Origin of the sequence: Pseudomonas sp. B21-021, assembly GCF_024749205.1 — a bacterium.
GTDB classification, from domain to species: domain Bacteria; phylum Pseudomonadota; class Gammaproteobacteria; order Pseudomonadales; family Pseudomonadaceae; genus Aquipseudomonas; species Aquipseudomonas paraglycinae.
The window spans coordinates 1,690,989-1,712,180 of record NZ_CP087192.1; the positions used below are offsets into that span (position 1 = coordinate 1,690,989).

Genomic DNA, 21,192 nt, shown 5'->3' on the forward strand with positions numbered 1-21,192 from the left:
TCAGAAGGTCTGCCCGAGGTTCAGGTACACCGCCTGTTCATCCGCATCGTTCAGGCCATAGCTGAAATTCAACGGCCCCAGCGGCGTATCGAAGCCGATGAACACGCTGGCCGCGTTGATGTAGCCGCTGTCGAACTCATTGTCGTTGTTCCAGGCCCGGCCGCGTTCCAGCGAGGCGCCGGCGTACAGCGGGAAGTCCAGCGGCAGGTAAGAGCGCGGCGTGAGGCGGCGGTAATACACCGCGCGCATCAGACTGACGTTCTGCCCGGAGATCGCGTCCTCGCGGAAACCGGACAATTGCCGGGCGCCGCCGAGCAGGAAACTGGAGGTCACCACGTTGGCATCGTCCAGCGTGCGGCCGTAACGGCCACCCAGAATCAGCGTATCCGGGCCACTGCTCATGGCCTTGTCCAGTTTGAATTCCCACTGCCGGTAGCGCGTGTCGGAACCCAGGCTCGGCTCGAACTGCACCAGCGTCAGGCCAATGTCTTCGCCTTCGTGGGGGTAGTAGACGTTGTCCAGCGAGTCGAAGGAATACTTCAGCGCATAGAACCCTTCGTTGAAGTTTTCGCTCGGCAGATCCTGATCGCCGATCCGCACATCCGCCTTGCCCCAGGCTTCGCCGACGCCGAAACGGACTTCGCCGCTGTTGCCGATCTGCCGGCCAAAGTTGAGGCCGAAGCCATAGCGCTCGACGCGATACTGGGCGATCGGATCGTTGTCCAGAACCGAGTCGACGTTCTGTGCGGCAAACGACGCATAAGGTGCGACGAAGTAGCGAGAGCCCACGTCCAGCGGCTGATAGAACTCGCTGTACAACTCTTGTTTATCGCCGATCTGCGCCCGGGTCAGCCATTCCGCGCCGAGCCGGTTGATGCCGTTCATGCGGTAACTGGCGCCGAGGTTGAAGGCGCTGTCGCCGCGCATGTCGTCCGACAGGTTGAGGCCGACCCGTAGGTAATCCGTTCCGGTGCGTTTGCCGCGCGCGCTGATCACCAGCGTGTGATCCGCGCCTTTGTGCACCACGCGGTATTGCACCTGCTCGAAGTAATCGAGGCCGTACAGGGTGCCCATGTCGGTTTGCAGACGGCCCAGATCCAGCGGCTCGCCGATGTGCTGGCGGATGTAGTAGCGGATCACGTCATCGCCGACTTTCGAGTCGTTCTCGACCTTGATCGCGGTGATGATCGGCGTTCGCTGGCCCGGTGCGCGGGCGGCGTTGAGCTCGGCGTCCTGCGACTGCACGGGTTTGAGGCGCGCGAGGCGCACGTTCAGGGCCTGGGTCGCGCGGTAGCCGGCGTCGATCATCTCCTGGCCGCGACCGAAATCGGTGGCGCCGAAACTCGCCAGTGGCGGCTGGATCAGCACGTCATCGGGATGCAGGGTCGCCAGTTGTTCTTCGGAGTTGCGCCGGGTCATCAGGGTGATCGACTGGTTCAGCACATCGACCACGGTCACCAGTTGCTTGCGATTGCGCAGCGGGGTACCGATGTCGACCACGATGGCCACGTCGACACCCATTTCACGGGCCACATCGAGGGGAATGTTGTCGGTCATGCCGCCATCCACCAGCAATCGGCCGTCGAGTTCGACCGGGGCGAACACCGCCGGGATCGACATGCTGGCGCGGATCACCTGGGGCAGGTGGCCCTTGCGGAACACCACTTTTTCGCCGTTGGCAATGTCGGTGGTGACGGCGCGGAACGGGATCGGCAGCTTGTCGAAATCCCGGGTGTCGCTGGTATGGGCCAGCAGGCTTTCCAGCAGCAGCGCGAGGTTCTGGCCCTGAATCACGCCCAATGGCAGGCCGAGGCTGCCGTCATCGCGAAAGCTCAGTTTCTGTTTCACCAGAAAGTCGCGGTCGTCCTGCTTGCGCCGGAACGGTACGTCTTCACGGGGCGGGGCGTCGGACAGCGCCTGCTGCCAGTCGATGGTCAGGGCGAGCTTTTCCAGCTCGTCGATCTTGTAGCCCGAGGCGTACAGCCCGCCGACCACCGCGCCCATGCTGGTGCCGGCAATCGCATCGATCTTGATGCCTTGTTCTTCCAGGGCCTTGAGCACACCGATGTGCGCCAGGCCACGGGCCGCGCCGCCGGACAGCACCAGGCCGACTTTCGGGCGTGTTGCCTCACTGGCATGGACGCTGACACCAGCGAACAGGGGTAGGAAACCAAGCAACAGGCAGATCAGAAGACGACGCATCGTGAGTCTCGGGGCGAGCGATAAAGCCGGCTATTATAGCGGCGCCCTCTGGCTCAGGAGTTTCAGCGATCATGACCGTCACAAAACCGGAAATCGTCATCACCTATTGCACGCAATGCCAGTGGCTGTTGCGCGCCGCGTGGCTGGCGCAAGAGCTGCTCAGCACCTTCGGCGACGACCTCGGCAAAGTGTCACTGGTGCCGGGCACCGGCGGGATATTCCACATCACCTGCAACGACGTGCAGATCTGGGAACGCAAGGCCGACGGCGGTTTCCCCGAAGCTAAGGTGCTCAAGCAGCGGGTGCGTGACCAGATCGACCCGGACCGCGACCTCGGCCACAACGACCGTACTCAGTGAGAGGCGGCTTCGGCCGCGACGGTCTTCTTGTCGTTGCTGCCTGACATCCGGCTCGACACCACGATGGCGACGATGATCAGCGCACCGCCGATCAGCATGCGCAGGGTCGGATCTTCATCGAACAGCAGCCAGGCCACGGTAATCCCGTACACCGGCTCCATGGCGAACACCACCGCGGCGGTACGCGCCTTGATGACCGCGAGGCTGGCGACGAACAGGCTGTGGGCGACGCCGGTGCAGAACACCCCGAGCAGACCGATCCACAACCAGTCGATGGCCCGCACTTCGCTCAGTTGCGGTGCGGCCACCGGCAGCAGACACAGCGCCACCACCACGTTCTGGCACAGCGCCGCCTGCACCGCCGGGATGCGCCCGGAGCTGGCGCGGTTGGTCAGGGACAACAGGGAAAACAGCAGGCCGGACAGGATCGCCCAGAGCAGGCCGGTGGTCGCGCCGCTGGCCAGATCGAACGCCGGGGTCACCAGCACCAGTCCGACACTGACCAGCACCACCAGCACGATTTCGTTGATGCGGATGCGTTCGCGGAAGATCAGTCCTTCGAGGATCACCGTGAAGGCCGGGAAACTGGCGAAACCCAGGGTCGCAATGGCGACGCCCGCAACCTTGACCGCAATGAAGAAGCTCACCCAGTGCCCGGCCAGCAGCACACCGCTCAGGGCCAGTCGCCGCCAGTCGACGGCTTGCAGTTTCTGCCAGCCACCCTGTTGGGCGAAACGGGCGAAAAACGCCAGGGCCAGCACGGCAAACGCGGCGCGCCCGAACACGATGACGGCGGGCGTTGCGGCCGCGAGTTTGCCGAAGACGCCGGTCAGGCCGAACATCAGTGCGCCGATATGCAGGGCGCCGAGGGCGGTACGGGGAGTCATTGCAGTCCTTTTTCCAAACACGATTACAGGCACACATTGAAGCGTGTAACGGCCGAAAAGTCTGTCGGCAGGCTATCGACTTTTGTCGTCAGCCTCGCGTCGCAATTGTGTAGGAGAGGTGCCGAACTCACGCAGGACGGCGGCCGAAAACGCGCTTTGCGAGTTGTAGCCAACACGGCTGGCCACTTCACCGACGGGCAGCATGGTGTTGCGCAACAGCGCCACGGCTTTGTGCAGACGGCGACTGCGAATGTAGTCCATCGGTGTCTGCCCGCATTCGGCGACGAACCGCGCATGCAGCCGGGCGCTGGACAATCCGGCGACACGCGCCAGATCCGCCACTTGCAGCGGATAGGCCGCGTACTGCTCGATGTGCGCGTCGAGTGCCGCGTAGGGCAGGCGGCGCGCGACGATCTCGGCGGGTGGCACGTGGTTCAGGCTCGCCAGCAACAACACCGCGCCTTGTTGCGCAATCAGCGGGTCGTCCACCGGACTGTTCGCCAGCCAGTTGACCAATTGACCTTGCCCGGCATCCAGCGACAACCGCGCGGCGTTGTCCAGCAGACGACGGCTGGCATCGGCGTGGTCGCCCAGCGAGCGCGCCAGCCATTGCTCGTCCGGCACATCCAGCACCAGACAGCGGCTGCCCTTGGGACTGCCACACGCATGATGCGCGCCGGCGGGGATCACCACGAAGCTCTGCTGCAATACCTGACTGCCACGCCCTTCGACTTCGAAATCCAGCGCGCCAGACAGGCCGAACACCAGTTGCGCGTGATCGTGGCTGTGGACGATCAGGTCGTGGCTGTAATGGCGCAGGGTCAGGATCGGTTGCATGGCGGTCTCCGGGCGAGCCGCCAGTCTACACCGGCGCAGGGGCGACGCGTTTGTCACACGACTGACGCATACCTGTCATGGTCGATTAACCGGGCGCGCGCAGAGTGGCGAAAACATCGCAGAGGGTTGCCCATGACCAGCGCCGAGCTCGCCAGACCCAGCCGTAAACAACGGGTTCGCACCCTGTGGATCTCCGACGTGCACCTGGGCACGCGGGATTGCCAGGCCGAGCATCTGTCGCAATTTCTCAAGGGCTATCACGCCGACAAGATCTACCTGGTCGGTGACATCATCGACGGCTGGAAACTGCGTGGCGGCATGTACTGGCCCCAGGCGCACACCAACGTGATCCGCCGTTTGCTGACCATGAGCAAGCGCGGCACCGAGGTGATTTACGTCACCGGCAACCATGACGAATTCCTGCGCCGCTATTCAAAGCTGATTCTGGGCAATATCCAGTTGGTCGACGAAGCGGTGCACGTCACCGCCGATGGCCGGCATCTGCTGGTGATTCACGGCGACCAGTTCGACGTGATCACCCGCTATCACCGCTGGCTCGCGTTCCTCGGCGATTCGGCCTATGAATTCACCCTGACCCTCAACCGCTGGCTCAATCACTGGCGGGCGAAATACGGTTACGGCTACTGGTCGTTGTCGGCCTATCTCAAGCACAAGGTGAAGACCGCGGTCAGCTTCATCAGCGACTTCGAAGAAGCCATCGCCCACGAATGCGTGAAGCGCGAGTTGCACGGCGTGGTCTGCGGACACATTCACCACGCCGAGATCCGCAAGGTCGGCGAGGTGGATTACCTCAACTGTGGCGATTGGGTGGAGTCATGCACGGCGCTGATCGAGCACTGGGACGGCACGATCGAGCTGTATCGCCTGGCGGATGCGCAGGCGCGGGAAGCGGAATTGAAAGCGGCGAAGGTTGCCGAGCTGGCTTAGGATCTCTGGTGGTTTCGATGGCCTCTTCGCGGGCAAGCCCGCTCCCACAGTGACCGCGTCGCTCATAGATTCTGTGTACGGCGCGAAACCTGTGGGAGCGGGCTTGCCCGCGAAGAGGCCGGTGCAGACAACATCAGGCCGGGCTGTGCTCTTCCATCGCCGCCTTGTAGATCGAGTTTTTCGGCTGGGCGAACAGCCTTTCCATCATCGGCTCGAAGAAGCTCAGCGGCAGGGTGTCGTACTCGGGATCGAACGCTGCCGCGTCATATTTGGCGCAGAACTCCGCGGTCGCCAGAAACTGCGGATGGTCGCTGAATTGCTCGCGCAGGTGCCGATCCATGCCCAGGTGATGGAAGAAGTAGTAGCCCTGGAAGATCCCGTGCTTCTCCACCATCCACAGGTTTTCGGCACTGACGAATGGCTTGAGGATGGCGGCAGCGATGTCCGGGTGATTGTACGAACCGAGGGTGTCGCCGATGTCATGGAGCAGGGCGCAGACCACGTATTCCTCGTCGCGGCCGTCGCGAAAGGCGCGGGTGGCGGTTTGCAGCGAGTGGGTCAGGCGATCCACCGGGAAACCGCCGAAATCGCCTTCGAGCAGTTTCAGGTGGGCCATGATCCGGCCCGGCAACTGACGGGCGTAGGCGCTGAAATCCGCCGCAATGATCGCCCAGTCGTCCTGTGTGCCGTCCTTCATGTGGGTGAAACGGGCAGTGGCATTCATCGGCAGTCCTCTTGGTCGGAATTTCTAGAACGGCACGCGGCCCAGGATCATGTCGCGGTACATGACGAAGTCGCCGAGCAGGCTGTAGAACGGATGCTGGAAGGTGGCCGGGCGGTTTTTCTCGAAAAAGAAATGGCCGACCCAGGCAAAGCTGTAGCCCGCCAGCGGCAGCGCAAGTAAAAGCAGCCAGGCGCCCTTGGCGATGGTCAGGGCGAGAATGAAGATCACCAGCGTCGTGCCGATGAAATGCAGGCGACGGCAGGTGCTGTTGCTGTGCTCGCTGAGGTAATACGGATAGAACTCGGCGAAGCTGTTGAAATGCTTGATGGTTTCCACGACTGCGATCTCTGTGGTTATTGTTCTGATTGCAAGTTGTTCGGCGGGTAGCTTATTTGAGTCTAGAGTGATCAATGGCGTCGGCCAGTGACAATCGGCGCCACTTTACTATCCTTGGGAAATCGGCCGTAGTATGCGGCTCACCATGTCATCCAAGAAAAAACGCCATGAGCGAACGAACGACTTCTGCAAGCTGGGCGATGGGGATTGTCAAAGCACTGGAAATGGACGGCCTGGATTGCCGGGTTTTGTTCAGACAGCTGGGGCTCGACTACGCGGCGCTGGAGGATCCGGACGCACGCTTCCCACAGGATTCCATGACCCGACTCTGGCAACGGGCGGTCGAGCTGTCCGGTAATCCGGCGATCGGCCTGAACATGGGCAAGGTGGTGCGGCCGGCTTCGTTCCATGTTGCGGGCTATGCGCTGATGTCCAGCAATACGCTGGCGGAAGGTTTTCAGCGACTGGTGCGTTATCAGCGGATCATCGCCGAAAGTGCCGACCTGAGTTTTCGCCTGCTCGATGAAGGTTATGCGCTGATCCTGACGGTGCATGGCGATCATCTGCCGCCGACCCGGCAAAGTGCCGAAGCTTCGCTGGCCTGCGCGCTGGCGCTGTGCGGCTGGCTGACCGGGCGCACGCTGCATCCGCGCAAAGTGCTGGTGCAGGGCGATGAGCCGGATGATCTCGAACCCTACAAACAAGCCTTCCATGCACCGCTGGTGTTCAACGCGCCGTACGACGCGCTGATCTTCGAACGCGCCGACATGGAAGCGCCGCTGCCCACCGCCAACGAGGCGATGGCGTTGCTGCACGACCGGTTTGCCGGGGAGTATCTGGCGCGGTTTTCCGAAAGCCGCGTGACGCACAAGGCGCGTCAGGTGTTGTGCCGCTTGCTGCCGCAAGGCGAACCCAAGCGCGATGCGGTGGCGCAGACCCTGCATCTGTCGCAGCGCACCTTGCAACGACGCTTGCAAGAGGAGGGCACCAGTTTTCAGCAGTTGCTCGACGACACTCGCCGCGAACTCGCCGAGCAATACCTGGCGCAGCCGAGCATGACCCTGCTGGAGATTGCCTATCTGCTGGGGTTTGCCGACCCGAGCAATTTCTTCCGCGCCTTCCGCCGCTGGTTCGACACCACGCCCGGCGATTACCGGGCGCGGTTGCTGGAAGCGCCGAACGCGATCAGTGACGCCAGAACGCCGGAATACACAGTACAAACACCGTAATGATCTCCAGTCGGCCGAGCAGCATGCCGAACGACAGAATCCACTTGGCCGCATCCGGCAGGCTGGCGAAGTTGCCGGCCGGGCCGATAGTCTCGCCCAGGCCTGGGCCGACGCCGGACACGGTGCTGGCGGCGCCGGTCAACGCCGTCATCCAGTCCACGCCCAACAGCGACAGCAGCAGGGCGATCACGCAGATGGTGATGGCGAAGAAGAACGAAAAGGTCAGAATCGAACGGACGATCTCTTCGTCGAGGCGGTGACCGTTGTACTTCTGCTTGATCACCGCACGCGGGTGAATCAGCTGGTTAAGGTTGGCCTTGAGCAAAATGTAGGCGACCTGGAAACGGAAGATCTTGATCCCGCCCGCCGTCGACCCGGAACAGCCACCGACGAAGCCCAGATAGAAGAACAGCATCAGCGAGAAGTTGCCCCACAGGCTGTAGTCCCCCAACGCAAACCCCGTGGTAGTGACCACCGACGTCACGTTCAGCGCGACATGGCGCAGCGCGTCCAGCCAATGCAGGTTGGTAGTCCACCAGTACCAGGTGCCGAGCACCAGCCAGGTCGCCAGCAACATGCCGAGCAAACCCTGCACCTGTTGATCCTTGATCAGCGCCCGGCGGTTGCCGCGCAGTGTCGCTACATACAGGGTGAACGGCAGGCTGCCGAGAATCATCACCACCACCGCCACCCAGTGCACCGCCGGTTGCGTCCACTTGGCCAGGGACTGGTCGGAGGTCGAGAACCCGCCGGTGGAAATCGCCGACATCGCGTGGTTGATCGCATCGAACGGGCTCATCCCGGCCCACCAGAACGCGAGGCTGCCGAGAATCGTGATGCCGACGTACGCCGCCACGATCAGCCGCGCCACCATGTGCGAGCGGGGCATGACCTTTTCCGAGCGGTCCGAGGATTCGGTCTGGAACAGGCGCATGCCGCCGATGCGCAGCAGCGGCAGGATCGCCACCGCCATGCCGATGAAGCCGATGCCGCCGATCCAGTGCAGCAGCGAGCGCCACATCAGGATGCCGGGGGACATGTCGTCCAGATGGTTGAGCACGGTCGACCCGGTGGCCGTGATGCCGGACATGCTTTCGAAGAACGAGTCGGTGTAGCTGATGTGCTGAGTCAGCAAAAACGGCAGCGCGGCAAAGATGCACACCACCAGCCAGCTGCTGACGGTCAGCAGGTACATGTCCCGGGGGCGTAGGTGAATGTGTTCCGGGCGACCGGGAATCACCAGCGCGAGGCCGGCGACGAAGGTGATCATGCTCGCCCAGAGGAACGACGGCAGATCGCCGGTGCGCTCGAAAATCACCAGGGTGGCCATGGGCACGACCATGGCGATGGCCAGGGTGATCAGGAAGATGCCGATGATGAAACCAATGATCCGTAAGGTCGGCAACGCCATGAAGTCCGCTCGGGCTGATGTGGGAAGGGCGCCATTCTACCTGCGGTGCAAGGCATGTAAACCGACGCGTCTGGATCACTTGCAGCTAGAATAGCCGGACATTTTTTTCAGGAGGTGGCCGATGCAGGCTCTCGACGCTTTGCTCAACCGTGTTTCCGTTCCACGACTGATCGATCCGGCCCCCACCGCCGAACAGCGCGAAGTGCTGTTTGCCGCCGCGACCCGCGCACCGGATCACGGCCATTTGCAGCCGTATCGCTTCCTGACCGTCGAAGGCGCGGCGCGTGAGCAGATGGGCGAGTTGCTGGCCGAAGCTGCAAAAATGCAGGAAGGCGAAGTCACCGAAGCGATGATCGACAAGGCCCGCAACGGCCCGCTGCGGGCGCCGCTGGTGGTCGTGGTCATCGCCAAATTGCAGGATCACGTCAAATACCCTAAGGCCGAGCAACTGCTGGCGGCGGGCTGTGCGGCGCACGGGATTCTATTGGCGGCTTACGCGCAGGGAATTGGCGCGGTGTGGCGTACGGGTGATCTGGCGTATTCGAAACATGTCGCCAAGGGTTTGGGCCTGACGGATGACGAAGAGGTGATTGCGTTCCTCTACCTCGGCACGCCGCAGAAAGAACCGCGGGTGGCCGAGAAGGTTGATCTGGCGGAGTTTGTCAGTGCCTGGTCGGGTAAAGCCTGACTCCATCAGGGCTGAACAACAGCCCCAGGCTCCAGCGGTAACTCAAGACTGGCCACAAACCCGCCCTGCGGGTGATTGGCCAGCACCAGCGTCCCGCCATGCCGCTCCGCCGCCCGCCGGGCTATCGCCAGCCCCAGGCCATGGCCCGCAGCGGTCTGCCCCGGCGCTCGATAAAACGGTTCGCCCAACTGGCTCAGATGCTCGGCCTGCACCCCCGGCCCATGGTCACGCACGCTGACCACGATCCGCTCACCCTGACGTGACGCCTGCATTTCAATCGACTGCCCCACCGGGTTGAAGCGTTGGGCATTGCGCAGCAGGTTGTCCACGGCGCGTTCGATCATGGTCGGCCAGCCTGTCAGATTGAGCGCCGGCTCGGCCTCCAGACGCACGGTCTGCTCCGGCGAACCGAGTTGCGCGTCCTTTTGCAGGGTGGCGAGCAAGGCATTCAGATCCACGTCTTCGGCGCTGGCGTTGTCGGCATCGACCCTCGCCAACACCAGAATTTCACTGATCAGCGCTTCCAGCCGATCGCACTCGCGAGTCAGGCGCGGCCAGAGCTTTTCCCGTTCTTCCGGACTTGCACGCTCGGCCAGTGCCAGCGCGATGCGCAGTCGGGCCAGCGGTGAACGCAACTCGTGGGACACGTCGCGCAGCAACTGGCGCTGACTGCCGATCAGACTTTGCAGGCGCGCGCCCATGCGGTTGAAGTCGTTGGCCAGCACACCGAACTCATCGCGGCGGTTGGCCAGTTGCGCGAGGCTGTTCTGTTGATAGGTGGTCTGGCCGAGGTCATGCACTGCGCCGCGCAGGCGACTGAGCGGGCGAGTGATGGAAAACGTCACCAGCAGGCTGAACAGGGTCAGCACTACCAACGCAATGCCCAGCGCACTCAACGGCCAGAGCAGGCTTTCGCGGTGCCAGGCGTCGAGTTCCGGGTGCGGGATGCGGTAGATGAAGAGGTAGGTGTCGCCGCTTTTGTCGCTGGTGAATTCGTCGGTCAGGCGACGCCAGGGCAGGCGTCGGTCATCGTTGTTCTGCCGCGCCTCGAAGGCGGCCGCGCGACGGGGGAAGGTGCCGCGTACCACCGGGTCGCCGCTTTCGTTCAGCACTTGCACGTCGATGTGGTATTGGCGCTTGCGCTGTTCGAGGATGTCCTGGGCGGCATCTTCGCCCTGGGCTTCGTAGGTCTGCGTCCACTCCGCGGCCAGGGTGTTGAGGCCCGGATGGCGGCTGAGGATCCACGCGTCCTGGTTGAGCATGTGCCCCAGCAGAATGGAAAGCCCTGCAACCAGAGCGATGGCCAGCCAGAAGCTGGCGAGGATACGCCAGAACAATGAACGCACAGAAAATCCTCAAACAAGCGCAAACCTGTGGGAGCGAGCCTGCTCGCGATAGCGGTGTATCAGACAAGACTGAGCTGTCTGACACTACGCTATCGCGAGCAGGCTCGCTCCCACATTGGGCTGGGTGAAAAAAGACCCGACGGCGTGAACCGTCGGGTCCGAACATTATTGCGCCTTTTGCGGCTGTTGCGCTTTCCAGGCTTTGAACTCGGCCCATTCGGCGCGACGCTCGGCCTGTTTCTTCTGGATCTCGTCGAATTTCTTCTGTTGATCCGGTTTCAACACGGCGCGGACATCGGATTCGGCTTTCTTGTGATTGGCCGCCATCTCGTCCTTCATGGCTTTCTGGTCGGCTGGCGAGAGTTTCTCCAGGTATTTGTCGACCGTCTGCTTACGCTCGTGCATCTGCTCGCCCATGATCTTGCGGATCTGCTCGCGCTGTTCGCGGGACAGGTCCAGCTGGCTGTACGGGCCTTTGCCGTGCATGCCGTGCATCTGACCGCCATGGCGCGGGCCGTCCAGCGGGCCACCCATCGGGCCGCCATCCTGTGGCATGGCCATGGCGACGGTCGGCAGGGCAGCGGCAAACATCAGAGCGATAAGAGTCTTGCGCATGGTGAATCTCCTTTGTCTCGTTCCCGGTACGTTCCGGATGAGTACAGATTACGGAGATCAAGGTCAGCGGCGGTCAGCGCTGTGTAAAGCTTGGGTAAACACGTTTTCGCGCCGACCTGACAAAACTTACAGACGATCAGAGGCTGTAGTAGTAGCCACGGCTGCGCAGGGCGACGATGCGCGGGCGCCCGTCGGGGTGCGGGCCGATCTTTTTGCGCAGGTTGCTGACGTGCATGTCCAGGCTGCGGTCGTACAGCGTCAGCTTGCGGCCGAGGGCGATCTGCGCCAGTTCCTGTTTGTCCAGCGGCTCGCCCGGTTGCTTGAGCAGGGCTTCGAGCAGGCGGCTTTCGGAGACGGTGAGGGTGAATTCCTTTTCGTCGATGCTGACCACGCCGCGCACCGGGCTGAAGCTCAGGTCGCCCAGCTCCAGCTGGGTCGACACGGCGGCCGGATGACTGCGGCGCAGCACGGCGCGCAGGCGGGCGGTCAGTTCGCGCGGATCGCAGGGTTTGGCCAGGTAATCGTCGGCGCCCAGTTCCAGGCCGAGGATCCGGTCCAGCGGTTCGCCCCGGGCCGAGAGCATCAGCACCGGCAGGTCGGCATGATCGCTGCGCAGTTGCTTGAGCAGTTCCAGACCGCTGCCGTCGGGCAGCATCACGTCCAGCACCACGGCCGCCGGCGCGGTTTCGGCCAGCGCCTTGCGGGCGCTCTGACCATCGTGGCAGGCCCGGACCTGAAAGCCTTCCTGGCTCAGCCAGCTACTCAGGAGTTCGCACAACTCCTGGTCATCATCAATCAGTAACAGCTCGCTCATGACTCACTCAATTTAGCCATTGCCGACGTTTTCGGCTTGCTCCACTGGCAAAGATACCGCAGAGCAGCGCCAATAGCGCTACCCCGGCCCCGGTGACGAACCATTGCTGCTGTTCGGTCAGCAGGCGCGGCAGCGGGCTGGCCTGGGCTTCCTTGAGTTGCAGCTTCAGACGCTGGTTCTCCTGGCGCAACCGGGCGAGCTGGGCGCTTTCGCGGGTGTTGTCGGCACTTTGCAGTTGTTTGCTCAGTTCTTCCCGTTGCTGCTCACTGGCCTTCAGGCGCTGCTGTAACTCGGTGATCTGACTGCCGGCGCTCAACGACAGCGGTGTGGAGCTGCCGCCTTCATTGCTTTCTTCACCATGGGCGGGCGCCACGATCGACAACGTGACCAACATCAGACACAACGGACCCTTGCGCATCGCGACTCCTGTTTCCAAATGGATATTGGGCAGGTTGTCGGCCGGCAAACGAGAATAATGAGCGATTGAGAACGCGATGAACCGACAAGGTTCATCGCGTAGGGGTATTGGCGGGGAGGTTACGGCAGGACTTGCTTGAACGGCTTGACGATCACGTTGGCGTAGACGCCGGCGGCGATGTACGGGTCGGCATCGGCCCAGGCTTGCGCCGCGCTCAGGGAGTCGAATTCGGCAACGATCAGGCTGCCGCTGAAACCTGCTGCGCCAGGGTCATTGCTATCGACCGCCGGGTGCGGGCCGGCCAGTACGATGCGGCCTTCGCCCTTGAGCACTTGCAGGCGTTCAAGGTGTGCCGGGCGCGCAGCGAGGCGGGCTTCCAGGGAATTGGCGACGTCGGTGGCAATGATGGCGTAGAGCATGTCAGTCCTCGGTTTTTGGCGTTGTGGTATCGGCGTCGTGCAGGTGACGGGACAGGTAGATGCCCTGAGCGACCAGGAACAGCACGGTCAAGCCCAGGCTGCCGAACACCTTGAAGTCCACCCAGTAGTCCTGGAAGGTGAAGGCGACGAACAGGTTGGCGGCCCCGCAGAACAGGAAGAAACCGATCCAGGCGATGTTCAGTCGGGTCCAGACCGGATCCGGCAGGGCCAGCGCGTGACCCATGATGCGTTTGATCAGCAGGCGGTCACCGATGAAATGGCTGCCGATGAAGGCCAGGGCGAACAGCCAGTTGACCACCGGGGCTTTCCATTTCAGGAAGGTTTCGCTGTGAAAGGCCAGGGTCAGGCTGCCGAACACGAGGCAGGCGACCAGCGTCAGCCACTGGCTCTTCTCCAGATTGCGCTGCTTGATGAAGATCGCGCCGTACACCACCAGGGAGCTGATGATCAGCACGGCGGTTGCACTGTAAATGCCGCCGACCGTCAGTTCATGGCCGGCAACGTCGACGGTGCGTGGATCGAGTTTGTAGACGATGAAGAACAGCAGAAGCGGGATGAAATCGATGAATTGTTTCACAGTGAGAGCCAGAAGCTGGATGTGGCGGCATAATAACAAACATATGGGCGCGCGATAGCGCCAGCTGATTTGAGGTTACACATCCCCGTGAATGTTGATTTGCACTGCCACAGCACGGCCTCCGATGGCGCCCTGGCGCCTGCGGCACTGGTTGCGCGTGCGTTCGAGAACGGCGTGCGAGTCCTGGCCCTGACCGATCACGACACTCTCGAAGGCCTCGCCGAAGCGCGCACGGCCGCCGAGGCGCTGGGCATGCAACTGGTCAACGGCGTCGAGTTGTCCTGCACCTGGGGCGGGGCGACCATTCACGTGCTCGGCTACGGTTTCGACGTCAACGCCGCGCCGTTGGTCGAGGCGATTGCGCAGTTGCACGACGGCCGCTGGCTGCGGTCTGAGGAAATAAGTCGCAAGCTCGCCCTCAAGGGCATGCCGAATGCGCTCGACGGCGCGCGGCAGATCCAGCAGGAACTGGGCGACAGCGGCAACGCGCCGGCCCGCCCGCATTTCGCCGACTGGATGGTGCGTGAAGGTTTTGTAAAGGATCGCGCCGAGGCGTTTCGCAAATGGCTCGGCGCCGGCAAGCTGGGGGACGTCAAGCAACACTGGCCGACCCTCGAAGACACCGTCGGCACGCTGCGCGCCGCCGGTGCCTGGGTCAGTCTGGCGCATCCGTGGCACTACGATTTCACCCGCAGCAAGCGCCGAAAGCTGATTGCCGACTATATTCAAGCAGGCGGGCATGCGATCGAAGTGGTCAACGGCCACCAGCCTGCGGAACAGGTGGGCAGCCTGGCAATCCTTGCCCGTGAGTTCGGTCTGCTGGTCAGCGCCGGCAGTGATTTCCATGGCCCTGGTGGCTGGTCCGAGATCGGCCAGTACCGGCCGGTGCCGGAGGACCTTCCACCCCTGTGGGGTCGGTTCAAACATGACACAATTATTGCCGCCGTCTGAACAGGTAGAGAATGTGAGTCAATTTTTCCAGATTCATCCGGAAAACCCGCAAGCGCGCCTGATCAAACAGGCGGTCGAGATCATCCGCAAGGGCGGGGTGGTGGTCTATCCCACGGACTCTTCCTACGCAATCGGCTGCCAGATCGGCGACAAGAACGGCATCGAGCGCGTTCGACGCCTGCGTCAGCTCGACGAAAAGCACAACTTCGCGCTGATCTGCAGCGATCTGTCGCAACTGGGCAACTACGCCAAGATCGACACCGGGACCTTTCGAATCCTCAAAGCCCACTTGCCGGGACCGTACACCTTCATTCTCAACGCCACGCGTGAAGTACCGCGTCTGTTGCTGCATCCGAAGAAACGCACCATCGGTCTGCGGGTGCCGAGCCATCCGATCGCGTTGGCGCTGCTGGCCGAACTGGGCGAGCCGCTGATGAGCGTGACCCTGATCATGCCGGGCGAAGAAGACCCGTTGAGCGATCCGTATGAAATGCGCCAGTTGCTGGAGCATCAGGTGGACCTGATCATCGATGGCGGCTTTGGCGGTATCAAGGCCTCCACCGTGATCGACCTCACGGGCGACGATCCGGAAGTGATCCGCGTCGGTTGCGGCGATCCTGCGCCATTCATGGTCGAGGCCTGAATGTCCGCAGTGGAAACCGTTGATCCCCAGGCCGGTGCCCAGCAGGAACTGCCGTTTGCCATGGTCTATGGCCAGGCGGTCACGGAAATGCCGCTGGACCTGTACATCCCGCCCGACGCGCTGGAAGTCTTCCTCGAAGCCTTCGAAGGCCCGCTCGACCTGCTGCTGTACCTGATCCGCAAACAGAACATCAACATCCTCGACATCCCGGTGGCGGAAATCACCCGCCAGTACATGGGCTATGTCGAGCTGATGCAGTCGGTGCGTCTGGAACTGGCTGCAGAATACCTGGTGATGGCCGCGATGCTGGCCGAGATCAAGTCGCGGATGCTCCTGCCCCGGGCCGAAACCGTCGAGGACGAAGAAGACGACCCGCGCGCCGAACTGATCCGCCGCCTGCAGGAGTACGAACGGTTCAAGGCTGCCGCCGAAGGCATCGATGGCTTGAGCCGGGTCGGCCGCGACGTGATCGTGCCCAAGCTCGATGCCCCGGAAGCCCGCGCGCGCAAGCTGTTGCCCGATGTGGCGCTGGAAGAAATCCTGATGTCCATGGCCGAAGTGCTGCGCCGGGGCGACATGTTCGAAAGCCATCAGGTCAGCCGCGAGGCGCTGTCCACCCGCGAGCGCATGAGCGACGTGCTGGAGCGGCTCAAGGGCGGCGGGTTTGTGCCGTTCGTCGAGCTGTTCACCGCCGAAGAGGGCAAGCTCGGCGTGGTGGTGACCTTCATGGCGATCCTTGAACTGGTCAAGGAATCCCTGATCGAGCTGGTGCAGAATGAGCCGTTCGCCGCGATCCACGTGCGAGCCCGAGCCGAATAACGAGTCCCGATATGAACCTGACTGAACCCCGCGAGCTGGCGTCCCTGCTTGAAGCCTTTCTGTTGGCCTCGGGAAAGCCGCAATCCCTCGAACGCCTCTATGAACTGTTCGAAGAGGGCGAACGCCCGGAACCGCCGGTCTTCAAGAAAGCCCTGACGCTGCTCGGCAAGTCCTGCGAAGGGCGGGCGTTCGAGCTCAAGGAAGTCGCCTCCGGCTATCGGCTGCAAATCCGCGAGAAGTTCGCGCCGTGGGTCGGTCGTTTGTGGGAAGAGCGCCCGCAGCGCTATTCCCGAGCATTGCTGGAAACCATGGCGCTGATCGCCTATCGCCAGCCGATCACCCGGGGTGAAATCGAGGATGTGCGGGGCGTGGCGGTCAACACCAACATCGTCAAGACGCTGATCGAGCGCGAGTGGATCCGCATCGTCGGTTACCGCGACGTGCCGGGCAAACCGGCGATGTTCGCCACCACCAAGGCGTTTCTCGATCACTTCAACCTGAAGAACCTCGACGACCTGCCGCCGCTGGCCGAGTTGCGCGAGATCGAGGCCGATCCGGTGCTCGACTTCGACGACGCTCCCGTGCCGCCGGGCTTGCAGGAGCTGGCCGACGCCAGCGCCGAGCCGGAAGAACCGAAAGAAGAAACCAGTTTCCACACCCTGCTGCTGGAACTGGACAGCATGGAGGAGGGGATCAAGACCGACTTCGACGACTTGCTGCGTGACGGAGTGGGTGGCGAGTCGATGCCGACCGGGGTTGAGTCCGATCCGCTCGAGCCGCCGGACGAGGTTGAGCCAGAATCTGAATTTGAGCCTGAATTTGAGACTGAATTTGAGTCCGAGTCAGAATTCGAGCCCGAGCCCGAGCAGGAAGACGATGTGCTCGGCGTGGCCGAAGCCCGGGAAAAACTGCTGGCTGCCGTCGCCCGTCTCGAACAGCCCGCTCCGGAACCAGTCGTAGAAGAAGAGCTGAGCGAAGAAGAAGCCGAAGCCCGCGCCCTGGCCGAAGCCATCGAAGCCGAACGCCGCGAGTTCGAGGATTGAGCATGAGCTCGACCAAAGACCCGTGCATCAGCGTCTGCAAGTTCAGCGACGACATCTGTCTGGGCTGCGGCCGCAGCAAGCGCGAGATCCGGGCCTGGAAGAAACTCGACAAGGACGACAAGCGCACCGTACTGGCCGAAGCCGCGCTGCGTCTTATCAAGCTCGGGGCCACCGGTCGGCGGAAAAAGAAATAACCTTGCCCTGATCGACTAGTCTCTGATGCGCGCGCGGCCACATCCGCGTATGATTCGCGACCCTTCGGCGATCCCTTCGCCCGAAAACCCAGATTTCAACGCTTCAGCGGCTCATTCAGCGCCGCTGAACAGACCACACCGGGAGGTGCCCAGATGAGTGACATCAATCAGAAAGACGACCAGGAAATCGGCCCAGCAGGCGAAAAGCTGCAGAAAGTACTCGCCCGTATCGGCGTCGGCTCGCGCCGTGACGTCGAATCCTGGATCGCTGCCGGCCGGATCAAGGTCAATGGCAAAGACGCCACCTTGGGCCTGCGCGTCGACATGCACGACGCCATCACCATTGATGGCAAGGTCATCAAGCGTGAAGAAGCCGCCGAGTCGGTTCGCCGCGTGATCATGTACAACAAACCCGATGGCGAGATCTGCACCCGTGACGACCCGGAAGGCCGTCCGACCGTGTTCGACAAGCTGCCGCGTCCGAAAGAAGGCCGCTGGATCAACATCGGTCGTCTCGACATCAACACCACCGGTCTGCTGATGTTCACCACCGACGGTGAACTGGCCAACCGTCTGATGCACCCGTCCTACGAGATGGACCGTGAGTACGCGGTGCGTGTGCGTGGCGAAGTCGACGACGAAATGATCGAGCGCCTGAAGGCTGGCGTTGTGCTGGAAGACGGCCCGGCGCGTTTCACCGACATTCAACAGGCACCGGGCGGCGAAGGCTTCAACCACTGGTATCACTGCGTGGTGATGGAAGGCCGTAACCGTGAAGTACGTCGTCTGTGGGAATCCCAGGGCCTGGTGGTCAGCCGCCTGAAGCGCGTGCGTTTCGGTCCGGTGTTCCTCAACTCCGACCTGCCGATGGGCCGCTGGCGCGAAATGAGCCAGTACGAAGTCGACGTACTGAGCGCCGAAGTCGGCCTGACCCCGGTGGCGATGCCGCAACTGAATGCCAAGAGCAAAGACAAGCTCGACCGCATGCAGCGCAAGTCGTCGCGTCCGATGGCCCGTACCGAGCGCGTGCGCACCCTGCGTCCGGCCAACGGTGCACCGATTGGCGCCGGTCCGCGTCCGGTCCGCGAGCCGCAGATCGAAGGCGAGCGTCCAGGTCGCAAGCCGGCAGCGCGTCCGGATGGCGAGCGCGGCCCACGCACTCCGCGTCCGGCCAACGGCCGTACCGAGCGGGGCGAAGGTCGCGGTACGCCGGTGGCGGATCGTCCAGTCGACACCAAGCGTCCGTCCAAGCCGGCGCCGAAGCGTCCAGGCATCAAGCTGGCTGACGATGACAAGCCGTCGGGCAAGCGTCGTGGCGCACCGGCCGGTTCCGGCCAGCGTCCGGGTTTCGGTCGCAAGAAGCCGGAATAACGCGGTTGTAAGCTGCGAGCGGCAAGCTTCAAGCTGAAAACAGAAACGCCAACCTCAGGGTTGGCGTTTTTTTTTGGACTTTTTATTTCTATTTTTTGGGCGTGTTTTTCTTGTTTTAAAACAAAAAACTTAACGCCTTTCAAATAGTTAGCCAGCTAACGTCAATTACCGGACGGCGCTTCGATGGGTCTGGAGTGGAAACTTTACGTTACGCACTGTCAGTGAATATTTACGAAAAAGCTGTCGCAGTCCCGTGAATCGGGTGCCTTTGTCAGGCTGTAAGGAAAATCTGCCGGAGCCACGCCCGCCGGGCCTTGCGCAGCGCTCTGGCGCGCTTGTTTCAGCGTCGTTTGGAAGGTGAGATGCGCTGCATGCCTGTCGTGCAGGTGCATAACAAGAAGGAGGCGCAATGAACGCCGTAATCCAATTTCACTTCTCCACGTGGGGCGGATTTTCCATCGTCCACGCCGATGGCCTGCAAAGGCCTGACTCAATTTTTGCAGCCGCCCGGGCCTCCCGGGGTGGACACATGCAATCCCGGCAACCGACACGCTGATCCGGCGAGGTCTGGCAGCAGGGGGTTAGCGGTGTACAATGCGCCGCGTTTTAACTGTGACCCTCTGCGTAATCGCGCAAACCTCAAGGTTTATCCACCTTGTTCACTCCGCCGCGTCACAAGCGTGTCGGGTTCGATTTCGTCACAGATAAAAACAAACAGGTGACGCATGACCGTTGTAAAAAAGCTGAATTCCTGGTGCCTGCGCTGGGGTTTGATCAAGGTTGGCTGAAATCGCAACCTTGCAGCAACGTCTACTGAACATCATCAAACCTTGCGTGAGACCTTTTTCATGAGTGGACAAAACTCGCAATCAGGCGAGCTGAAACGCGGCCTGAAAAATCGCCATATTCAACTGATCGCCCTCGGTGGCGCGATCGGTACCGGATTGTTCCTCGGCTCGGCCGGGGTGCTGAAATCCGCCGGCCCGTCGATGATCCTCGGCTATGCCATCTGCGGCTTCATCGCCTTCATGATCATGCGCCAGCTCGGCGAAATGATCGTCGAAGAGCCGGTGGCCGGTTCCTTCAGTCATTTCGCACACAAATACTGGGGCGGTTTCGCCGGCTTCCTGTCGGGCTGGAACTGCTGGATCCTGTACATCCTGGTGGGCATGTCGGAGCTGACCGCAGTCGGCAAGTACATCCACTACTGGGCGCCGGAGATCCCGAGCTGGGTCACCGCCGCCGCGTTCTTCGTGCTGATCAACGCGATCAACCTGGCCAACGTCAAAGTCTTCGGTGAAGCCGAATTCTGGTTCGCGATCATCAAGGTCGTGGCAATCGTCGGGATGATCGCCCTGGGTAGCTACCTGCTGGTCAGCGGCCATGGCGGCCCGCAGGCTTCGGTCAGCAACCTGTGGTCCCACGGTGGCTTCTTCCCGAACGGCGTGAGCGGTCTGGTGATGGCCATGGCGATCATCATGTTCTCCTTCGGCGGTCTGGAGATGCTCGGTTTCACCGCAGCCGAAGCCGACAAGCCGAAAACCGTGATCCCGAAAGCGATCAACCAGGTGATCTACCGGATCCTGATTTTCTACATCGGCGCACTGGTGATCCTGCTGTCGCTGACCCCATGGGACAGCCTGCTGGAAACCCTCAACGCTTCCGGCGACTCCTACAGCGGCAGCCCGTTCGTGCAGGTGTTCTCGATGCTCGGCAGCAACACCGCTGCGCACATCCTCAACTTCGTGGTCCTGACCGCGGCATTGTCGGTGTACAACAGCGGCACCTACTGCAACAGCCGCATGCTGCTGGGCATGGCCGAGCAGGGCGATGCGCCGAAAGCGCTGGCGAAGATCGACAAGCGCGGCGTGCCGGTGCGTTCGATCCTGGCCTCGGCGGCAGTGACTCTGGTGGCGGTGCTGCTCAACTACCTGATCCCGCAACACGCGCTGGAACTGCTGATGTCGCTGGTGGTTGCAACGCTGGTGATCAACTGGGCGATGATCAGCTTCTCGCACTTCAAGTTCCGCCAGCACATGAACAAGACCCACCAGAAGCCGCTGTTCAAGGCGCTGTGGTACCCGTACGGCAACTACATCTGCCTGGCGTTCGTCCTGTTTATTCTCGGCGTGATGCTGCTGATCCCGGGCATCCAGATCTCGGTGTACGCGATCCCGGTGTGGGTGGTGTTCATGTGGGTCTGCTACGTGATCAAGAACAAGCGCGGTGCACAGCAGGCACTGCACGCGGCGAACGCTGCCAAGTAAGCGTCGCAGCAAAAACAACAAACCCGGCCACGTGCCGGGTTTTTTGTGCTTTCGCGGTATCCTGCGGGTTCTG

General features: G+C 62.1%; 23 protein-coding genes. 11 read left to right on the forward strand and 12 right to left on the reverse strand.

Translation table 11 applies throughout. The features are described 5' to 3' along the window. A complete protein-coding gene (locus tag LOY31_RS07565; protein WP_085605695.1) occupies nt 1-2,202 on the reverse strand; it encodes a patatin-like phospholipase family protein in 2,202 nt (733 codons plus the stop codon). A gap of 71 nt (nt 2,203-2,273) precedes the next feature. Between LOY31_RS07565 and LOY31_RS07570 the strand changes: the two genes are divergently transcribed. Continuing rightward, on the forward strand, nt 2,274-2,561 hold the full coding sequence (locus tag LOY31_RS07570) for a SelT/SelW/SelH family protein (protein ID WP_011332993.1): 288 nt from the start codon (nt 2,274-2,276) through the stop codon (nt 2,559-2,561). Here LOY31_RS07570 and LOY31_RS07575 read toward each other — a convergent pair. Together LOY31_RS07575 and LOY31_RS07580 are read right to left on the reverse strand one after the other, a co-directional pair. Beyond that, entirely contained in the window at nt 2,555-3,448 is an 894-nt protein-coding gene (locus LOY31_RS07575) for a DMT family transporter (protein WP_085605699.1), read from the reverse strand. The genes LOY31_RS07570 and LOY31_RS07575 overlap by 7 nt on opposite strands. 72 nt (nt 3,449-3,520) lie before the next feature. Then, nucleotides 3,521-4,285, reverse strand: coding sequence for an AraC family transcriptional regulator (locus LOY31_RS07580; protein WP_258713060.1), 765 nt, complete (start codon nt 4,283-4,285; stop codon nt 3,521-3,523). A gap of 132 nt (nt 4,286-4,417) precedes the next feature. Here LOY31_RS07580 and LOY31_RS07585 point away from each other — a divergent pair, with 132 nt between their 5' ends. Then, a complete protein-coding gene (locus LOY31_RS07585; protein ID WP_007958385.1) occupies nt 4,418-5,233 on the forward strand; it encodes a UDP-2,3-diacylglucosamine diphosphatase in 816 nt (271 codons plus the stop codon). Between the two features lie 133 nt (nt 5,234-5,366). Here LOY31_RS07585 and LOY31_RS07590 read toward each other — a convergent pair whose 3' ends face one another. After that, nucleotides 5,367-5,957: an HD domain-containing protein gene (locus LOY31_RS07590; protein ID WP_085605701.1), complete on the reverse strand. Its 591-nt coding sequence runs from the start codon at nt 5,955-5,957 to the stop codon at nt 5,367-5,369. A 24-nt stretch (nt 5,958-5,981) separates the two neighbouring features. Next, a complete protein-coding gene (locus LOY31_RS07595) occupies nt 5,982-6,293 on the reverse strand; it encodes a DUF962 domain-containing protein (protein WP_127797264.1) in 312 nt (103 codons plus the stop codon). A gap of 167 nt (nt 6,294-6,460) precedes the next feature. Between LOY31_RS07595 and LOY31_RS07600 the strand changes: the two genes are divergently transcribed. After that, nucleotides 6,461-7,522, forward strand: coding sequence for an AraC family transcriptional regulator (locus LOY31_RS07600; protein ID WP_218191705.1), 1,062 nt, complete (start codon nt 6,461-6,463; stop codon nt 7,520-7,522). On the opposite strand, the gene LOY31_RS07605 is transcribed toward LOY31_RS07600, so the two are convergent. After that, nucleotides 7,479-8,933 carry a TrkH family potassium uptake protein gene (locus LOY31_RS07605; protein WP_007958377.1) on the reverse strand — a complete coding sequence of 485 codons (1,455 nt, stop codon included), beginning with the start codon at nt 8,931-8,933 and terminating at the stop codon, nt 7,479-7,481. The two genes, LOY31_RS07600 and LOY31_RS07605, sit on opposite strands and share 44 nt — an antisense overlap. Before the next feature lie 121 nt (nt 8,934-9,054). Here LOY31_RS07605 and LOY31_RS07610 point away from each other — a divergent pair, with 121 nt between their 5' ends. After that, on the forward strand, nt 9,055-9,621 hold the full coding sequence (locus LOY31_RS07610; protein WP_085605707.1) for a nitroreductase family protein: 567 nt from the start codon (nt 9,055-9,057) through the stop codon (nt 9,619-9,621). 5 nt (nt 9,622-9,626) lie between these two features. Here LOY31_RS07610 and LOY31_RS07615 read toward each other — a convergent pair whose 3' ends face one another. From LOY31_RS07615 to LOY31_RS07640, 6 genes are all read right to left on the reverse strand, one after another. Continuing rightward, nucleotides 9,627-10,967, reverse strand: a complete 1,341-nt coding sequence (locus tag LOY31_RS07615; RefSeq protein ID WP_085605709.1) for a HAMP domain-containing sensor histidine kinase — start codon at nt 10,965-10,967, stop codon at nt 9,627-9,629. Between the two features lie 165 nt (nt 10,968-11,132). Beyond that, nucleotides 11,133-11,582 (reverse strand): Spy/CpxP family protein refolding chaperone, encoded by a 450-nt coding sequence (locus LOY31_RS07620; protein ID WP_085605711.1) that lies wholly within the window; start codon nt 11,580-11,582, stop codon nt 11,133-11,135. Between the two features lie 136 nt (nt 11,583-11,718). Then, the gene (locus LOY31_RS07625; RefSeq protein ID WP_007958370.1) at nt 11,719-12,396 is read right to left on the reverse strand and encodes a response regulator transcription factor; all 678 of its coding nucleotides are present in this window, start codon (nt 12,394-12,396) and stop codon (nt 11,719-11,721) included. Nucleotides 12,397-12,403: 7 nt separating this feature from the next. Then, nucleotides 12,404-12,814: a translation initiation factor 2 gene (locus LOY31_RS07630; RefSeq protein ID WP_085605713.1), complete on the reverse strand. Its 411-nt coding sequence runs from the start codon at nt 12,812-12,814 to the stop codon at nt 12,404-12,406. A 119-nt stretch (nt 12,815-12,933) separates the two neighbouring features. Then, entirely contained in the window at nt 12,934-13,233 is a 300-nt protein-coding gene (locus tag LOY31_RS07635) for a YciI family protein (RefSeq protein ID WP_011333002.1), read from the reverse strand. A 1-nt stretch (nt 13,234) separates the two neighbouring features. After that, nucleotides 13,235-13,831: a septation protein A gene (locus LOY31_RS07640; protein ID WP_085605715.1), complete on the reverse strand. Its 597-nt coding sequence runs from the start codon at nt 13,829-13,831 to the stop codon at nt 13,235-13,237. A gap of 87 nt (nt 13,832-13,918) precedes the next feature. Here LOY31_RS07640 and LOY31_RS07645 point away from each other — a divergent pair, with 87 nt between their 5' ends. The 7 genes from LOY31_RS07645 to LOY31_RS07675 all read left to right on the forward strand — a co-directional run bounded on the left by LOY31_RS07645 (nt 13,919) and on the right by LOY31_RS07675 (nt 21,119). Then, nucleotides 13,919-14,782 carry a PHP domain-containing protein gene (locus LOY31_RS07645; protein WP_258713061.1) on the forward strand — a complete coding sequence of 288 codons (864 nt, stop codon included), beginning with the start codon at nt 13,919-13,921 and terminating at the stop codon, nt 14,780-14,782. 13 nt (nt 14,783-14,795) lie between these two features. Further along, nucleotides 14,796-15,425, forward strand: coding sequence for an L-threonylcarbamoyladenylate synthase (locus LOY31_RS07650; RefSeq protein WP_045121866.1), 630 nt, complete (start codon nt 14,796-14,798; stop codon nt 15,423-15,425). Nucleotides 15,426-15,545: 120 nt separating this feature from the next. Then, on the forward strand, nt 15,546-16,244 hold the full coding sequence (locus LOY31_RS07655) for a ScpA family protein (RefSeq protein ID WP_170844946.1): 699 nt from the start codon (nt 15,546-15,548) through the stop codon (nt 16,242-16,244). Between the two features lie 11 nt (nt 16,245-16,255). Further along, nucleotides 16,256-17,287 (forward strand): SMC-Scp complex subunit ScpB, encoded by a 1,032-nt coding sequence (scpB, locus tag LOY31_RS07660; RefSeq protein WP_258713062.1) that lies wholly within the window; start codon nt 16,256-16,258, stop codon nt 17,285-17,287. A gap of 2 nt (nt 17,288-17,289) precedes the next feature. After that, the gene (locus LOY31_RS07665) at nt 17,290-17,481 is read left to right on the forward strand and encodes a DUF1289 domain-containing protein (RefSeq protein ID WP_007958358.1); all 192 of its coding nucleotides are present in this window, start codon (nt 17,290-17,292) and stop codon (nt 17,479-17,481) included. A gap of 153 nt (nt 17,482-17,634) precedes the next feature. Continuing rightward, a complete protein-coding gene (rluB, locus tag LOY31_RS07670; protein WP_085605721.1) occupies nt 17,635-18,852 on the forward strand; it encodes a 23S rRNA pseudouridine(2605) synthase RluB in 1,218 nt (405 codons plus the stop codon). A gap of 848 nt (nt 18,853-19,700) precedes the next feature. Continuing rightward, nucleotides 19,701-21,119: an amino acid permease gene (locus LOY31_RS07675; protein ID WP_085605723.1), complete on the forward strand. Its 1,419-nt coding sequence runs from the start codon at nt 19,701-19,703 to the stop codon at nt 21,117-21,119. Nucleotides 21,120-21,192: the final 73 nt, after the last annotated feature.

Bases quoted from the DNA above. Each gene is read 5' to 3' on its own strand.
- LOY31_RS07610 (WP_085605707.1), top strand. From the start codon at position 9,055: ATGCAGGCTCTCGACGCTTTGCTCAACCGTGTTTCCGTTCCACGACTG.
- LOY31_RS07565 (WP_085605695.1), bottom strand. From the start codon at position 2,202: ATGCGTCGTCTTCTGATCTGCCTGTTGCTTGGTTTCCTACCCCTGTTC.
- LOY31_RS07580 (WP_258713060.1), bottom strand. From the start codon at position 4,285: ATGCAACCGATCCTGACCCTGCGCCATTACAGCCACGACCTGATCGTC.
- LOY31_RS07590 (WP_085605701.1), bottom strand. From the start codon at position 5,957: ATGAATGCCACTGCCCGTTTCACCCACATGAAGGACGGCACACAGGAC.
- LOY31_RS07600 (WP_218191705.1), top strand. From the start codon at position 6,461: ATGAGCGAACGAACGACTTCTGCAAGCTGGGCGATGGGGATTGTCAAA.
- LOY31_RS07630 (WP_085605713.1), bottom strand. From the start codon at position 12,814: ATGCGCAAGGGTCCGTTGTGTCTGATGTTGGTCACGTTGTCGATCGTG.
- LOY31_RS07585 (WP_007958385.1), top strand. From the start codon at position 4,418: ATGACCAGCGCCGAGCTCGCCAGACCCAGCCGTAAACAACGGGTTCGC.
- LOY31_RS07675 (WP_085605723.1), top strand. From the start codon at position 19,701: ATGAGTGGACAAAACTCGCAATCAGGCGAGCTGAAACGCGGCCTGAAA.
- LOY31_RS07635 (WP_011333002.1), bottom strand. From the start codon at position 13,233: ATGCTCTACGCCATCATTGCCACCGACGTCGCCAATTCCCTGGAAGCC.
- scpB (WP_258713062.1), top strand. From the start codon at position 16,256: ATGAACCTGACTGAACCCCGCGAGCTGGCGTCCCTGCTTGAAGCCTTT.
- LOY31_RS07575 (WP_085605699.1), bottom strand. From the start codon at position 3,448: ATGACTCCCCGTACCGCCCTCGGCGCCCTGCATATCGGCGCACTGATG.
- LOY31_RS07605 (WP_007958377.1), bottom strand. From the start codon at position 8,933: ATGGCGTTGCCGACCTTACGGATCATTGGTTTCATCATCGGCATCTTC.
- LOY31_RS07570 (WP_011332993.1), top strand. From the start codon at position 2,274: ATGACCGTCACAAAACCGGAAATCGTCATCACCTATTGCACGCAATGC.
- rluB (WP_085605721.1), top strand. From the start codon at position 17,635: ATGAGTGACATCAATCAGAAAGACGACCAGGAAATCGGCCCAGCAGGC.
- LOY31_RS07625 (WP_007958370.1), bottom strand. From the start codon at position 12,396: ATGAGCGAGCTGTTACTGATTGATGATGACCAGGAGTTGTGCGAACTC.
- LOY31_RS07620 (WP_085605711.1), bottom strand. From the start codon at position 11,582: ATGCGCAAGACTCTTATCGCTCTGATGTTTGCCGCTGCCCTGCCGACC.
- LOY31_RS07665 (WP_007958358.1), top strand. From the start codon at position 17,290: ATGAGCTCGACCAAAGACCCGTGCATCAGCGTCTGCAAGTTCAGCGAC.